Here is a 14,389-nt window from a genome sequence, read left to right on the forward strand (position 1 = left end):
CTGCCACCCGTGGGAACTGGTGCCGACGACGACCTGTTCGGTGTGGCCGCGTCCGTTCGGGACGGCGACGGCATGCCGTCGGGTGCCTCCCTGCCACCCCTGGCCGTCCGCATGCGGCCGCGATCGCTGGATGAGGTCCGCGGTCAGTCCGACGTGCTTCGGCCCGGGAGCCCGTTGCGTCGGCTGATCGAGGGGTCCGGCGGATCGGCGGGGGCGCTCAGCGCGATCATCTGGGGCCCGCCCGGCACGGGCAAGACGACCCTCGCGCACCTCGTCGCGACGGCCGCAGACCGCCGGTTCGTCGAGCTGTCGGCCGTGACCGCCGGCGTCAAGGACGTCCGTGCCGTCATGGACCAGGCCGCGCGGGAGCGCGACCTGTACGACCGCCAGACGGTGCTCTTCCTCGATGAGATCCACCGGTTCACCAAGGCCCAGCAGGACGCCTTGCTGCCCGGCGTCGAGACCAGGCAGGTCATCCTCGTCGCGGCCACCACGGAGAACCCCTCCTTCTCGATCATCGCGCCGCTGCTGTCCCGCTCGATGCTCATCACCCTCACGTCCCTGTCCGACGAGGAGGTGGCCGACGTCCTCGCGGCCGCGATCGCCGACGAGCGTGGGTTGGCGGGGGAGTACGCCCTGGCCGACGACGCGACGGCTCACCTCGTGCGGATCTCCGGCGGTGACGCCCGACGAGCCCTCACGGCGCTGGAGGCGGCTGCGGGAGTGGCGCAGGACGGCATACCCGCTGGCGCCGAGGTGGACGGCCCTGTGGAGATCACGCTCGCGCACACCGAGCAGGCGGTGGCGTTCGCGAGCGTGCGGTACGACCGCACCGGCGACCAGCACTACGACGTCGCCTCGGCCCTGATCAAGTCCATGCGGGGCTCAGACGTGGATGCCGCGCTGCACTACCTCGCCCGCATGCTCGAAGCAGGGGAGGACCCGCGGTTCATCGCGCGCCGCATCGTCATCGCAGCGTCGGAGGACGTCGGGATGGCTGACCCCACCGCGCTCCAGACCGCCGTTGCCGCCATGCACGCCGTGGCCCAGATCGGGATGCCGGAGGCGCGGATCATCCTCGCCCAGGCCGTGGTCCACAACGCCCTCGCACCCAAGAGCAACGCCGCCTACACCGGCATCAACGAGGCCATCGCCGACATCCGCGCCGGCCGAGGTGGGGCGGTGCCGCCCTCGCTGTGCGGCAGCGGGTATGCCGGTGCGACCCGGTTGGGGCACGGCGAGGGCTACGTCTACGCCCACACCGAGCCCGACGGGGTCGCGCGTCAGGACTACCTGCCCGACGACCTGCAGGGCAGGACCGACTACTACCGGCCGACCGACCGCGGTTTCGAGGAGCGCCTCGGCCCCCGGTGGGAGTGGCTGAAGTCCCGCATCCGCCGCTCGTGACGCCGTCGGGTGCGGGGTAGGGTGCCCGCATGGATTCAGTGAGTTTGGGCGACATCGCGGGCACCATCGCGGCGCTGGCCTTTGCGTTCCTCGTCTTCCGACTGGGCAGCGTCATCGGCAAGGCCGGCAAGATCCTCGACGAGACGAGGGTCAGCCTGCGCAGCACCACGGAGAACGTCCAGCCGACCCTGCTCAAGCTCACCGACACCGTCAGCCTGACCAACGAGCAGCTGGCCCGGGTCGACGGCATCACGACCAACGTCTCGGCGATCACCACGAACGCCAGCGCGCTCACCGCCCTGTTCGCGGCCACGCTCGGCTCGCCGGTCGTGAAGGTCGCAGCCTTCACGTACGGGGTCCGTTCGGCCTTGGGTGCCAAGAACACCCGCAGCGCAGGCGGCCGTCGCCGCCGCAGGGGCTGATCACCGTGGCACGTCTGTTCTGGGTGGCGCTCGGCGCCGCAGCCGGTGTGTATGCCGTGCGCAAGGTCAGCAAGGCCGCCGAGGCCTACACGCCGACCGGGGTCGCGCACGGGCTGGCCGACTTCGGCGACGGCCTGCGCGAGCTCGCGGCCGCCGTGCGCGAGGGCATGGCCGAGCGCGAGGGCGAGCTGCGGCTGGCGCTGGGGATCGACGCCGGCACCGCCGACGACCCCGAGGCGAGCGCGGCACGTCTCGACGCAGCCTCGGCGCGGGCCCTGCTGGACGACCCCACGGGCCCCCGGGGCGGACGAGCTTCATAGGGGCGCTGGCGCACCCGCGCCGTCGCCCCGGCACACCCCTGTTGTTTGCCCGTACGATTCGTCATGCCGGCCCGTCGGTGGCCCCGCATGCGCCTAAGGACTGAGTACTTCATGGAAACCGCCGAGATCAGGCGCCGCTTTCTCTCGTTCTACGAGAGCAAGGGCCACACGATCGTCCCCTCGTCGCCGCTCGTCTACGACGACCCCAACCTGTTGTTCGTCAACGCCGGCATGGTGCCGTTCAAGCCGTACTTCCTGGGACAGCAGGCTCCGCAGTGGGACCGCGCCACGTCGGTGCAGAAGTGTGTCCGCACGGGTGACATCGAGGAGGTCGGCAAGACCTCCCGCCACGGCACGTTCTTCCAGATGAACGGCAACTTCTCGTTCGGCGACTACTTCAAGGAAGGCGCCATCCAGTTCGCGTGGGACCTCATCACGACGCCCCAGGGGCAGGGTGGCTACGGCCTCGACCCCGACAAGATCTGGCCGACCGTCTACGAGGACGACGACGAGGCCTACGACCTGTGGCACCGGATGATCGGCATCCCCGCCGAGCGGATCACCCGGCGCGGCAAGCTCGACAACTACTGGCACATGGGCGTCCCCGGCCCCGGTGGCCCGTGCAGTGAGCTCTACCTCGACCGCGGGCCGGAGTACGGCCGCGAGGGTGGCCCGGCTGTCGACGAGGACCGCTACCTCGAGTTCTGGAACCTCGTCTTCATGCAGTACGAGCTGTCCGCGGTCCGGGCCAAGGACGACTTCGACATCTCCGGTGAGCTGCCGAAGAAGAACATCGACACCGGCATGGGCCTCGAGCGGATGGCGACCCTGCTCCAGGGTGTCGACAACCTCTACGAGATCGACGAGGTCTACCCCGTGCTCGACCGGGCGGCCGAGCTGACCGGCAAGAAGTACGGTGCGCACTCCGGCCACGCGGCGAGCGAGTCGCACCCCGACGACGTCCGGCTGCGCGTCGTCGCCGACCACGTTCGGTCGTCATTGATGCTCATCGGTGACGGCGTGACCCCCGGCAACGAGGGCCGCGGTTACGTGCTGCGCCGCATGCTGCGCCGAGCGGTGCGTTCGATGCGCCTGCTCGGGTATGACGAGCCCAGCCTGCCGCTGCTGCTGCCGGTGTCCGTCGAGCGGATGAAGAACTCCTACCCCGAGCTCGAGGCGGGCTTCGACCGCATCTCCCAGATCGCCTATGCCGAGGAGGAGGCCTTCCGTCGCACCCTCGCCTCCGGCACGACCATCCTCGACACCGCGGTGGCGAGGACGAAGTCGTCCGGCGGCAGCACGCTCGCCGGTGACCAGGCGTTCGCGCTGCACGACACCTACGGCTTCCCGATCGACCTCACGCTCGAGATGGCGTCAGAGCAGGGGCTCGAGGTCGACCGTGAGGGCTTCACCCGGCTGATGGAGGAGCAGCGCAACCGCGCGAAGGCCGACGCCAGGGCCAAGAAGGGTGGCCACGCCAACACCGAGGTCTGGAAGGACCTGCGAGCGCTCGGCGCGACCGACTGGCGCGCCTACCAGGAGCTGACCAGCGACGCGAAGGTGCTCGGCATCATCCTCGACGGAGAGCGCGTCGAGGAGCTCGAGCCCGGCCAGCGCGGTCAGGTCGTGCTCGACCGCACGCCGTTCTATGCCGAGTCCGGTGGCCAGATCGCGGACGAGGGCGTCATCACCGCCGACGGCGCGCACCTCAAGGTCGTCGACGTCCAGCGCCCCGTCAAGGGCCTGGTGGCGCACACCGTCGAGGTGCTCACCGGTCCGCTGCGGACCGGTCAGGACGTGTCTGCCGAGGTGGACGCCGACTGGCGCATCTCGGCCTGCCAGGCCCACTCGGGCACCCACGTCGTGCACGCGGCCCTGCGTCAGGTGCTCGGCCCCACAGCCCTCCAGTCCGGCTCCTACAACAAGCCCGGCTACCTGCGCCTCGACTTCGCGTGGGGCCAGGGTCTGTCGCCCGAGACCCGCAGCGAGATCGAGGAGGTCGCGAACCTCGCCGTCCGCCAGGACCTCCCCGTCTCCGCCCAGTACATGACCCTGCCGGAGGCGCGGGAGTTCGGCGCGCTCGCGTTGTTCGGCGAGACCTACGACGAGCAGGTCCGTGTGATCGAGATCGGCGGCCCCTGGTCGCGCGAGCTCTGCGGTGGCACGCATGTCGGGCACTCGAGCCAGATCGGCGCGCTGACAGTCACCGGCGAGTCGTCGGTGGGATCGGGTGTGCGACGTCTCGAGGCCTTCGTCGGCATGGACGCGCTGCACTACCTCGCCAAGGAGCGGGCCCTGGTCGCCGAGCTCACGGACATCGTCAAGGTGCAGCCGGGCGAGCTCAAGGAGCGGGTTGCCGCGCTCGTGGCGCGCGTCCGCGACGCCGAGCGCGAGCTGGAGAAGCTGCGCCGGGAACAGGTCCAGGCGGCGACCGGCAAACTGGTCGGGTACGCCCACGACGTCGACGGCGTCCGGGTGCTGACGCACGATGCCGGCGACGGGACGACCGCCGACGACCTGCGCACGATGGTGCTGGACCTGCGGGGCCGCCTCGGCGACGCAGCCCCGGCAGTCGTGGCCCTGACGGGAGTGGCCAGTGGTCGCCCGGCCATCGTGGTGGCCACCAACGCAGGCGCTCGCGACCGGGGAGTCAAGGCGGGAGCGCTCGTGCGCCTGGCGGCCCAGACCCTCGGCGGCGGCGGAGGCGGCAAGGACGACCTGGCGCAGGGCGGTGGCACCGACCCCAGCCGCACCGGCGAGGCGCTCGGGCAGATCGACCGTGCCGTGCAGGCGGCGACCCAGGGACCTGGGTGAACCAGTCCACCTCGACCTCGATGCCCACCCGCCCCGGCCGGCGGGTGGGCATCGACGTCGGCAGCGTGCGTGTCGGCGTCGCGGCGAGTGACCCGTCCGCCCTGCTGGCGACGCCGGTGCGGACCGTGGCGCGCGATCCCGACGACACCGCTGACGCCCCGACCGACCTCGAGGAAGTGGCCGGCATCGTGACCGAGCTGGAGGCCGTCGAGGTCGTGGTCGGGCTGCCCCGCACCCTCGCAGGCGGGGAAGGGGCCGCCGCAGAGACCGCCCGCACGTATGCTGGGCGGCTGTCGGTGCGCATCGCCCCCGTGCCCGTCCGTCTGGTCGACGAGCGACTCACGACGGTCGATGCCCACCGCAACCTCCGCGAGAGTGGGGTCGACGGTCGGCGGCAGCGCTCGGTCGTCGACCAGGCTGCTGCAGTCCTCATCCTGCAGGCCGCCCTCGATACGGAGCGCAACTCCGGGCGACCGCCCGGGGAGCTGGTCAGGACAGGTGGGCGCAAGCCCAGGACGAAGGACAGGCGGCGATGACCGACCCCCACTTGGAGCACTCGATCTTCGGGGGGCACGAGGACGCGCACGGCAGCCAGCCCGAGGTCCGCAGCCGAGCGGACCGTCGTCGCGCCACGCGCCGACCGCGCCGCAGGGGGCGTCGCACCGGATGCCTGTTCGTGGCCTTGGCGATCGTCGCGGTGGCCGCGTTCGCGGCATACACGGTGTTGCGTCCGATGGTCGAGGGGTTCCTGGAGAGCAACGACTACCCGGGGCCGGGCACCGGAGAGGTGCAGATCGTCGTCAACGACGGCGACACTGGGCGCGCCATCGGCGCGACCCTGCAGAAGGCCGACGTGGTCAAGACGGCCAAGGCGTACCTCGACGCCGCTGCGGCCGACACCCGGGCGGCCGCGATCCAGCCGGGCAGCTACACGATGAAGAAGCAGATGTCCGCCAAGGCGGCGCTCGCGATCCTCGTGGACTCCAAGAACCGCAGCGTCCCCCGGGTCACGGTGCGTGAGGGACTGTGGAAGAGCGAGGTGTTCGCGGCCTTGTCCAAGGGCACAGGCGTACCCGTCGCGGAGTACACGGCGGCGGCGAAGAACCCCCAGGCCCTCGGGCTCCCGGCGGGCGCCAAGGGCAACGTCGAGGGCTACCTGTACCCCGCGACGTACGAGTTCCCCGTCAAGGCGACGGCCACGCAGCAGCTCAAGATCATGGTGGCCCAGGCGGTCGCCGAGCTCGAGAAGGCCGGGGTCAGCGAAGCCGACTTCCAGAAGACCCTCATCGTGGCCTCGATCGTCGAGGGCGAGGCCGGGGTCGCCGACCGCGGCAAGGTCGCCCGCGTCGTCGAGAACCGCCTCGACAACCCGAACGGCCCGACGGTCGGGCTGCTGCAGATGGACTCGACGGTCAACTTCGCCCTGCAGAAGCGGGGCAACCTGACCAAGACCGAGTACGACTCCGCGAAGTCCAGCCGCTACGACACCTACGCCTTCAAGGGCCTGCCCCCGGGCCCGATCAGCAGCCCGGGCGCCAAGGCCATCGAAGCAGCCGCCCACCCCACCCCGGGACCGTGGTTCTACTTCGTGACCGTCAACTACGACACCGGCGAGACGCTCTTCGCCGTGACCCAGGCCGAGCACGACCGCAACAACGCCCAGCGCCAGGAGTGGTGCGACGCCAACAAGCCGAAGTGCGAGGGCGGTGGCTGACCCGCGCCGCGCGGCGGTCCTCGGATCACCGGTGGCGCACTCCCTGTCACCGGTGTTGCACCGTGCCGGCTACCGCACGTTGGGCCTCGCCGACTGGTCGTATGCCGCGCACGAGGTCCGCGAGCCGGAGCTCTCCGGGTGGGTGGCTGGTCTCGACGACTCGTGGCGGGGGCTCAGCCTCACCATGCCGCTCAAGGAGGTCGCCTTCACCGTGGCCACGACCGTGACCGAGACGGCTCGCGTCACTGGTGCGGTCAACACGCTGGTGCGCCGCGACGACGGCGGGTGGGACGCCCACAACACCGACGTGCGGGGGATCGAGGCGTCGCTGGCGGACATCGACCACGGTGGTGTGGCGACCATGCTCGGCGGGGGCGCCACCGCGCGCTCGGCCGTCATCGCCCTCGGTGCGCTGGGGGTGGAGCGGATGAGGCTCGCTGTGCGCGGTGAACCCCGGCCCGAGACCCTGAGGCTCGCGGTGCATGCCGGGATCGCGGTGGAGGTCGTCCCACTGGCGTCGTGGGGCAGGGGCCACCGCGGCGGACTCGTGATCAGCACCCTTCCGCCGGCAGCGGGTGAGGTGGCTGCCCAGGCACTGGGCGTCGGCAGACGACATGGCACCCTCATGGACGTCGTGTACGCCGACTGGCCGACCCCGTTGGCCCGCGCCGCCGCCGCCGTGGGCATGGACGTGGTGTCCGGCCTCGACATGCTGGTCTACCAGGCTGCCGAGCAGTTCCGCCTGTTCACCGGTGAGCAGGCGCCCGTCCAGGCGATGTACGCCGCCGGGCGACAGGCGCTCGGCCGATGATCGAGCTCGCCGCCGGCTCGGGCGTCGCGGCCTGGGTGGTCGTCCTGCTGGCCGTGGCGGGGGCAGGCCTCGGAGCCGTGACGGGACGGTTGCTGGCCGAAGCCGGCTACCGCATCGAGTCCGACGAGGCCGGAGCCCAGCCACGGCACTGGTGGTGGCCCGCAGTCGCGCTGGCCCTGCTCTGGGCACTGGTGGGCTGGCGGATCGGTGACCTCGCGGGCTGGGCCGCCGCCCCGGCATACCTGCTCTTCGCGTGGTTGGCCGTCGGGCTGGTGTGGATCGACGCGGACGTGCACCGCCTGCCGGACGGACTGGTCCTGCCCGCCTACCCGGCCCTGCTGGTGCTGGTGGTCGTCGCCACCGCCGGCCTGGGCGACTGGCGGGCCCTGGTGCGGGCGCTCGTGTGCATGGCCGCCCTGTACGTCCTGTACTTCGTCCTCGCGTTCGTCTCCCCGAGCTCGCTGGGTTTCGGCGACGTCAAGCTGTCCGGGCTCATCGGGCTCCTGCTGGGGTGGCTCGGGGTGGGTCACGCCGTCGTGGCGCTGCTGGCGGGCTTCATCGTGGGCGGGGTGGTCGCGCTCGTCATGCTCGTCGGGCAACGGGTCGGGCTGCGCTCGCACATCGCGTTCGGGCCGTCGATGCTCGCCGGCGCCTTCGTGGCGCTGGCGGTCGAGTACCACGTGCTGGCCTAGCCGAACCGGCCCGTGCCCTGCATGGGAGGATCGGGACATGCTTCGCTGGTTGACCGCAGGTGAGTCCCACGGCCCGGCCCTCCTCGCGACGATCGAGGGTCTCCCGGCCGGGGTCGAGGTGACGACCAAGGACGTTGCCGCCGCACTGGCCCGCCGCCGACTCGGCTTCGGCCGTGGCGCTCGGATGAAGTTCGAGCAGGACGACGTCGAGTTCCTCGGAGGACTGCGCCACGGCGTGACCATGGGGTCCCCTGTCGCCATCCGGATCGGCAACACCGAGTGGCCGAAGTGGGAGACCGTGATGTCCCCCGACCCCGTGTCCGAGGAGGCCTACGCCGCGTCCGACGACGTGAACGCCGAGAAGGAGGTCGCCCGCAACCGACCCCTGACCCGACCGCGTCCGGGCCACGCCGACCTCGTCGGCATGCAGAAGTACGGCTTCGACGACGCGCGGCCGGTGCTCGAGCGGGCCTCCGCCCGCGAGACGGCCGCCCGGGTCGCCCTGGGTGAGGTGGCGTCCCGCTTCCTCGAGCAGGCCTATGGCATCCGGCTCGTCTCGCACACGGTCGCCATCGGCACTGCGGGAGTGTCCGAGGACGCACCGCTGCCGACCCCCGACCAGGTCGAGCAGATCGACGCCGACCCCGTGCGCACCCTCGACCCCGCTGGATCGGCGGCGATGGTGGCCGAGGTCGAGGCGGCCAAGAAGGACGGCGACACCCTCGGCGGCGTCGTCGAGGTCGTGGCCTACGGGCTGCCGCCGGGCCTGGGTTCGCACGTCCATTGGGACCGGCGGCTGGATGCCCAGCTCGCCGCGGCCCTCATGGGCATCCAGGCCATCAAGGGAGTGGAGGTCGGCGACGGCTTCCGCACCGCAGCTCGTCGTGGGTCTGCTGCCCACGACGAGATGGAGCGCGACGCATCCGGAGTCATCCAGCGGCGCACCGGACGCGCCGGGGGCACCGAGGGTGGCATGTCGACCGGTGACGTCCTGCGCGTGCGTGCCGCGATGAAGCCCATCTCGACAGTGCCCCGCGCCCTCGACACCGTCGACACCACGGGCGCCGAGGCGGCCAAGGCGATCCACCAGCGCTCAGACGTGTGCGCGGTGCCGGCTGCCGGAGTGGTGGCCGAGGCGATGGTGGCCCTCGTGCTCGCGCAGGCCTGCCTCGAGAAGTTCGGTGGGGACTCGGTGGCCGAGACGGCTCGCAACCACGCGGCATACCTCGCCTCCATCCCCGAGGCGATGCGCACGTGGTGAACGACACAGCCGGCCCCCGCGTGGTCCTGATCGGGCCGCCCGGGGTGGGCAAGAGCACGATCGGYCGCCGTCTCGGCAAAGCTCTCGACCTTGTCTGGCACGACACCGACCGCGCCGTCGAGGCAGCCGCGGGGCAGTCGATCGCAGACGTGTTCGTCGACCACGGCGAAGCCCACTTCCGCGAGCTCGAGCGCGCCGAGGTGCTGCGCTCCCTGGCGCAGGAGCCCGGGATCGTGTCGGTCGGAGGCGGAGCGCCGATGGACCCCGAGGTGCAGGCCGCCCTGGCCGGGCACACCGTGGTCTTCCTCGACGTGGGCATCGCGGACGCCGCGCGACGGATCGGGTTCGACGCCAGTCGCCCGCTGCTCATGGTCAACCCCCGGGCGAGCTGGACCAAGATGATGAACGAGCGCCGACCGACCTACCAGCGGCTGGCCACCCTGAGGGTCGACACGGCGGGCCGCAAGCCCGCAGCCGTGGTCGAGGAGATCCTGGCGTTCCTCGGCGCACCCACTGGAGGGCAGGCATGAGCACCACCCGCATCAGCGTCGGAGGGGACTACGACGTCGTCATCGGCACCGGCCTCCTCGACGAGCTGCCCGGACTGGTCGGCGAGGGAGTCCAGCGAGTGCTCGTGGTGCACCCGCGGGCACTCGCGGCCACGGGCGAGGGCGTGCGCGAAGCGTTGGTGGCCAAGGGTTTCGAGGCGTTTGCCGCGGAAGTGCCTGACGCCGAGGAAGCCAAGACCGCGCAGGTCGCCGCCTTCCTGTGGGGTGTCCTGGGACAAGCCGGGTTCACCCGCTCCGACGCCATCGTGAGCGTCGGGGGAGGGGCGACGACCGATCTCGCGGGGTTCGTCGCGGCGACCTGGCTGCGCGGCATCAGGGTGGTGCACGTCCCCACGACCCTGCTCGCCATGGTCGATGCCGCCGTGGGCGGCAAGACCGGGATCAACACGCCCGAGGGCAAGAACCTCGTCGGGTCGTTCCACCCCCCGGCCGGGGTGCTGTGCGACCTCGCGACTCTGGAGACCTTGCCGACCCATGACTTCGTGGCCGGGCTGGCAGAGGTCGTCAAGTGCGGTTTCATCGCCGACCCCGTCATCCTCGACCTGGTCGAGGCCGACCCCGACGCAGTGAAGCGGGCCGACGGTCCGCACGTCCGCGACCTCATCGAGCGCGCCGTCCAGGTCAAGGCGGACGTGGTCTCGCAGGATCTCAGGGAGGCCGACCTGCGAGAGATCCTGAACTACGGCCACACCTTCGGGCACGCGGTCGAGCAGGTCGAGCGCTATGCGTTCCGGCACGGGGCCGCGGTGTCGATCGGCATGGTCTACGTCGCCGAGCTCGCCCGCCTCGCGGGGAAGATGGACGACGCCCTGGTGGAGCGGCACCGGTCGATCCTGGGTTCGCTGGGTCTGCCGGTGTCCTACCGGGGCGACAGGTGGCCGCAGCTGCTGGACGCGATGAGGCGCGACAAGAAGTCGCGCGGGTCGCTGCTCCGGTTCGTCATCCTGTCCGGGCTGGCCAGACCGGTCCGGCTCGAGGGGCCGGATCCTGCCCTTCTCCAGGCTGCGTACGCCGAGATAAGCCGCGACTGACCCAGCAGCCCAACCTCGGGGCTCACAGACAGCGCACAGCAGCCACACAAGAGGTGGATGGCCGGATCGCCCACAGTGGGGGCATGAGCGCGAACCAGACTCCAGAGGATCACGGCGTCGACCACTTCGGCAACGCCCACGACGACCGACACGACCGTGGCCTGGAGTTCGACGTGGCGACGCTGCTGGGCCGTCGGCGAGTCCTGGGCCTGCTCGGCGGGCTCGGCGCCGGAGCGGCGCTGGCCGCGTGTGGGACGTCCGCCGGCTCGGGCACCTCCGCCTCCACCACGAGCAGCGCTTCGGGTTCCAGCGCCTCAGGCGCGACGCCGAAGGCCGAGGTGCCCGACGAGACCGGAGGGCCCTACCCGGGCGACGGCTCGAACGGCCCCAATGTCCTCGACGACTCCGGCATCGTGCGCTCCGACATCACCAGCAGCTTCGGTTCGTCGACGACCAGGGCCGAGGGCATCCCGCTCACGATCAACCTCACGGTGACCGACGGCGGCAACGGCTACGCAGCCATGCAGGGCGCGGCGGTCTACCTGTGGCACTGCAACCGCGACGGTCAGTACTCGCTGTACTCCCAGGGCGTCGAGGACGAGAACTACCTGCGCGGCGTACAGGCGACGGACGCGGCGGGGACGGCGACGTACACCAGCATCTTCCCCGCGGCCTACGACGGGCGTTGGCCCCACATCCACTTCGAGGTCTACTCGTCCGTGGACGACGCGACGAGCAGCGGCCAGATCGTCAAGACCTCGCAGATCGCCCTTCCCGAGGCGGCCTGCACGGAGGTCTACGCGACCGCGGGCTACGAGGCCAGCGTCCAGAACCTCGCCAGGACCTCCTTGACCCAGGACATGGTGTTCGGCAACGACGGCGGGATCTACCAGCTCGCCACCGTCACCGGAAACATCACCGACGGCTACGTGGCCAACCTGACGATCGGTGTCTGACCCTGCCGTCGCACCTCAGCACGCAGGGGGTATGCCGTGTCGTCACCCGGTGCCCCTCGCTCAGGCGTCGCCGCTCAGACCTCGTCGAGCGCGACAAGGTCAGCGGCGGTGGGCTGCCAGCCCACGGCGCGGGCGTTGCGGGTCACCTGCTCCGCGGTCGTCGCCCCGGCGATGACCGACGTGACGGCCGGCTGCGCGGCGAGACCGCCGATTGCGACGTCCAGCAGCTCGACGTCGCGCTCGGAGGCGAAGCCCTGCAGCGCCTCGACCCGGTCCCAGTCCGCTTCCGCGAGCCACCCGGCCCGGTCTGACTCCAGCGCCGCGCGCGAACCCTCAGGCGCGACTGCACCTCGCCGGTACTTTCCCGTGAGCAGGCCACGGGCCAGGGGGAAGAACGGCAGGATGCCGAGCCCGAAGCGTTGGCAGGCAGGCGTCACCTCGTCCTCGACCGAGCGGTCGAGGAGCGAGTACTCGTTCTGGACGGACACGAAGGAGGCCAGACCCGCCGTCGACGACGTCCAGGAGGCGTCGGCGACCTGCCAACCGTCGAAGTTCGAGCAGCCGAGGTAGAGCACCTTGCCCTCGCGGACCAGGTCGGTGAGCGCTTCCAGGGTCTCCTCGAGCGGAGTCAGCGGGTCCGGCCGGTGCAGCTGGTACAGGTCGATGTGGTCGGTCTGCAGCCGGCGCAGGCTGGCCTCGACCGCGCGACGGACGTAGCGGCGCGAACCCAGCGCTCCGAAGTCCTCGCCGTTGGCCCCCTGCATGTCCATCCCGAACTTGGTCGCCAGCACGAACTCGTCCCGCTGACCCCGCAGTGCCTCGCCCAGCATCGACTCGCTCTGCCCGGGCTCGCCTCCGTAGATGTCGGCGGTGTCGAGCAGCGTCACGCCGGCGTCGCGGGCGGCGGACAGGATCGAACCCACTCCGACCTGGTCCACTCTGCGGCCGAAGGCGTTGCACCCCACGCCGAGGGCACTGACCATGAGGCCGCTCGACCCCAGCGCGCGGTAGCTCATGTCCTGGGCGGTGTCCGTGGCTGTCATCCACCCAGCCTAGGCGTGCGGTCCAGCCGACCTCGGGCGGTCACCGACCCGGGCTGGCTGCGTGGGGTGGGCTGTGGGGTCGGGTGGGGCTGCGCAGCGATTCGGGGGAGCGTGCGGCCGACGGCTAGACTGTCCGGCGATCCCACCCCGAACCTTTCCGGGACTGCCGCGCGCGCTCAGCCGTGCGGCATACCGGCTCGTGGACTGAGTCCTGACCAGTCTGCGCACCCAAACAGAGAGTGACACCCGCATGGCATCGACCAACGACCTCAAGAACGGCATGGTCCTCAACCTCGAGGGCCAGCTGTGGGCCGTCGTGGAGTTCCAGCACGTCAAGCCCGGCAAGGGCCCGGCCTTCGTGCGCACCAAGCTCAAGCACGTCCTGTCCGGCAAGGTCGTCGACAAGACGTTCAACGCGGGGCTGAAGGTCGAGACCGCCAACGTCGACCGGCGTGACATGCAGTACCTCTACAAGGACGGTACCGACTACGTCTTCATGGACGGGTCGACCTACGACCAGATCCACATCCCGGAGAGCGTCGTCGGCGACGTCGCCAACTACCTCCTGGAGAACCAGAGCGCCCAGGTCGCGACGCACGAGGGCACCGTCCTCTACGTCGAGCTGCCCACCTCGGTCGTCCTCGAGATCACCTACACCGAGCCGGGCCTGCAGGGCGACCGCTCCACCGGTGGCACCAAGCCCGCCACCCTCGAGACCGGCGCGACGATCAACGTCCCGCTGTTCCTCGAGCAGGGCACCAAGGTCAAGGTCGACACCCGCGACGGCTCCTATCTGGGGCGCGTCAACTAAGTGGGCGCACGGACGAAGGCACGCAAGCGCGCGATCGACCTCCTGTTCGAGGCCGAGAACCGAGGGCTGAACGCCCGCGACCTGCTCGCCGAACGACTCGCGAAGCCGGTCACCGAGGCACCGCTCAGCCAGTACACCTCCGACCTGGTCGAGGGCGTGGTCGCCCACTGGACCGACATCAACGAGCTGCTCTCGACCTACTCGCAGGGCTGGACCCTCGAGCGGATGCCCAGCGTCGACCGCGCGATCCTGCGCCTCGGGGCGTACGAGGTGCTGTACGCAACCGAGGTCCCCGAGAACGTCGCGATCGCCGAAGCCGTCGAGCTGGCCAAGAGCCTGTCCACCGACGACTCGCCGAAGTTCGTCAACGGCCTGCTCGGTCGCCTCGCCGAGGTCAAACCCACCCTCGCCTGAGCTCTGCGCACCGAACGCGTGGTGCGCCTCGGCGGGCCGGTATGCCGCGTGGTCCCGGCACCGGGTAGAGTCACCCGCGAAAGACATCCTTTAACGACCTGTCCTGTGAGGCAGGGAAGGAGGT

General features: G+C 70.9%; 15 protein-coding genes. 14 read left to right on the top strand and 1 reads right to left on the bottom strand.

Features of this window, described 5'->3' with window-relative positions:
• Nucleotides 1-72: 72 nt before the first annotated feature.
• The 12 genes from AC1DXJ_RS00560 to AC1DXJ_RS00615 all read left to right on the top strand — a co-directional run bounded on the left by AC1DXJ_RS00560 (nucleotide 73) and on the right by AC1DXJ_RS00615 (nucleotide 11,997).
• On the top strand, nucleotides 73-1,407 hold the full coding sequence (locus AC1DXJ_RS00560; protein ID WP_477636301.1) for a replication-associated recombination protein A: 1,335 nt from the start codon (nucleotides 73-75) through the stop codon (nucleotides 1,405-1,407).
• Between the two features lie 38 nt (nucleotides 1,408-1,445).
• Nucleotides 1,446-1,829 (top strand): DUF948 domain-containing protein, encoded by a 384-nt coding sequence (locus AC1DXJ_RS00565; RefSeq protein ID WP_477613411.1) that lies wholly within the window; start codon nucleotides 1,446-1,448, stop codon nucleotides 1,827-1,829.
• Between the two features lie 5 nt (nucleotides 1,830-1,834).
• On the top strand, nucleotides 1,835-2,149 hold the full coding sequence (locus AC1DXJ_RS00570; RefSeq protein WP_477612695.1) for a DUF6167 family protein: 315 nt from the start codon (nucleotides 1,835-1,837) through the stop codon (nucleotides 2,147-2,149).
• A gap of 111 nt (nucleotides 2,150-2,260) precedes the next feature.
• Nucleotides 2,261-4,963 (top strand): alanine--tRNA ligase, encoded by a 2,703-nt coding sequence (alaS, locus tag AC1DXJ_RS00575; RefSeq protein ID WP_477636302.1) that lies wholly within the window; start codon nucleotides 2,261-2,263, stop codon nucleotides 4,961-4,963.
• Nucleotides 4,964-4,983: 20 nt separating this feature from the next.
• Nucleotides 4,984-5,499, top strand: coding sequence for a Holliday junction resolvase RuvX (ruvX, locus tag AC1DXJ_RS00580; RefSeq protein ID WP_477613412.1), 516 nt, complete (start codon nucleotides 4,984-4,986; stop codon nucleotides 5,497-5,499).
• Entirely contained in the window at nucleotides 5,496-6,677 is a 1,182-nt protein-coding gene (gene mltG, locus AC1DXJ_RS00585; protein ID WP_477636142.1) for an endolytic transglycosylase MltG, read from the top strand. Before ruvX ends, mltG begins: the two co-directional genes overlap by 4 nt.
• The gene (locus AC1DXJ_RS00590; protein WP_477636143.1) at nucleotides 6,670-7,488 is read left to right on the top strand and encodes a shikimate dehydrogenase; all 819 of its coding nucleotides are present in this window, start codon (nucleotides 6,670-6,672) and stop codon (nucleotides 7,486-7,488) included. The genes mltG and AC1DXJ_RS00590 overlap by 8 nt, the downstream gene beginning before the upstream one ends.
• Nucleotides 7,485-8,180, top strand: coding sequence for a prepilin peptidase (locus AC1DXJ_RS00595; RefSeq protein WP_477636144.1), 696 nt, complete (start codon nucleotides 7,485-7,487; stop codon nucleotides 8,178-8,180). The genes AC1DXJ_RS00590 and AC1DXJ_RS00595 overlap by 4 nt, the downstream gene beginning before the upstream one ends.
• A gap of 37 nt (nucleotides 8,181-8,217) precedes the next feature.
• Nucleotides 8,218-9,441, top strand: a complete 1,224-nt coding sequence (gene aroC / locus AC1DXJ_RS00600; RefSeq protein ID WP_477636145.1) for a chorismate synthase — start codon at nucleotides 8,218-8,220, stop codon at nucleotides 9,439-9,441.
• On the top strand, nucleotides 9,435-9,971 hold the full coding sequence (locus AC1DXJ_RS00605; RefSeq protein ID WP_477636146.1) for a shikimate kinase: 537 nt from the start codon (nucleotides 9,435-9,437) through the stop codon (nucleotides 9,969-9,971). The genes aroC and AC1DXJ_RS00605 overlap by 7 nt, the downstream gene beginning before the upstream one ends.
• Complete coding sequence (gene aroB, locus AC1DXJ_RS00610; protein ID WP_477636147.1) at nucleotides 9,968-11,041, top strand: 3-dehydroquinate synthase; 1,074 nt, start codon at nucleotides 9,968-9,970, stop codon at nucleotides 11,039-11,041. Before AC1DXJ_RS00605 ends, aroB begins: the two co-directional genes overlap by 4 nt.
• Nucleotides 11,042-11,124: 83 nt before the next feature.
• Nucleotides 11,125-11,997 (top strand): intradiol ring-cleavage dioxygenase, encoded by an 873-nt coding sequence (locus AC1DXJ_RS00615; protein ID WP_477636148.1) that lies wholly within the window; start codon nucleotides 11,125-11,127, stop codon nucleotides 11,995-11,997.
• Nucleotides 11,998-12,071: 74 nt separating this feature from the next.
• Here AC1DXJ_RS00615 and AC1DXJ_RS00620 read toward each other — a convergent pair whose 3' ends face one another.
• Nucleotides 12,072-13,040 (bottom strand): aldo/keto reductase, encoded by a 969-nt coding sequence (locus tag AC1DXJ_RS00620; protein ID WP_477636149.1) that lies wholly within the window; start codon nucleotides 13,038-13,040, stop codon nucleotides 12,072-12,074.
• Between the two features lie 250 nt (nucleotides 13,041-13,290).
• Between AC1DXJ_RS00620 and efp the strand changes: the two genes are divergently transcribed.
• The gene (gene efp, locus AC1DXJ_RS00625; RefSeq protein WP_477636150.1) at nucleotides 13,291-13,851 is read left to right on the top strand and encodes an elongation factor P; all 561 of its coding nucleotides are present in this window, start codon (nucleotides 13,291-13,293) and stop codon (nucleotides 13,849-13,851) included.
• The gene (nusB, locus tag AC1DXJ_RS00630) at nucleotides 13,852-14,265 is read left to right on the top strand and encodes a transcription antitermination factor NusB (protein ID WP_477612706.1); all 414 of its coding nucleotides are present in this window, start codon (nucleotides 13,852-13,854) and stop codon (nucleotides 14,263-14,265) included.
• The last annotated feature ends 124 nt before the right edge of the window (nucleotides 14,266-14,389 follow it).

The sequence above is a fragment of the Pedococcus sp. P2_D9 genome (assembly GCF_056404275.1).

What these genes read in the sequence shown, in the direction of transcription:
- AC1DXJ_RS00560 (WP_477636301.1), top strand. Translation starts at nt 73, where the DNA reads ATGCCGTCGGGTGCCTCCCTGCCACCCCTGGCCGTCCGCATGCGGCCG.
- alaS (WP_477636302.1), top strand. Translation starts at nt 2,261, where the DNA reads ATGGAAACCGCCGAGATCAGGCGCCGCTTTCTCTCGTTCTACGAGAGC.
- ruvX (WP_477613412.1), top strand. Translation starts at nt 4,984, where the DNA reads ATGCCCACCCGCCCCGGCCGGCGGGTGGGCATCGACGTCGGCAGCGTG.
- mltG (WP_477636142.1), top strand. Translation starts at nt 5,496, where the DNA reads ATGACCGACCCCCACTTGGAGCACTCGATCTTCGGGGGGCACGAGGAC.
- AC1DXJ_RS00595 (WP_477636144.1), top strand. Translation starts at nt 7,485, where the DNA reads ATGATCGAGCTCGCCGCCGGCTCGGGCGTCGCGGCCTGGGTGGTCGTC.
- aroC (WP_477636145.1), top strand. Translation starts at nt 8,218, where the DNA reads ATGCTTCGCTGGTTGACCGCAGGTGAGTCCCACGGCCCGGCCCTCCTC.
- aroB (WP_477636147.1), top strand. Translation starts at nt 9,968, where the DNA reads ATGAGCACCACCCGCATCAGCGTCGGAGGGGACTACGACGTCGTCATC.
- AC1DXJ_RS00615 (WP_477636148.1), top strand. Translation starts at nt 11,125, where the DNA reads ATGAGCGCGAACCAGACTCCAGAGGATCACGGCGTCGACCACTTCGGC.
- AC1DXJ_RS00620 (WP_477636149.1), bottom strand. Translation starts at nt 13,040, where the DNA reads ATGACAGCCACGGACACCGCCCAGGACATGAGCTACCGCGCGCTGGGG.
- efp (WP_477636150.1), top strand. Translation starts at nt 13,291, where the DNA reads ATGGCATCGACCAACGACCTCAAGAACGGCATGGTCCTCAACCTCGAG.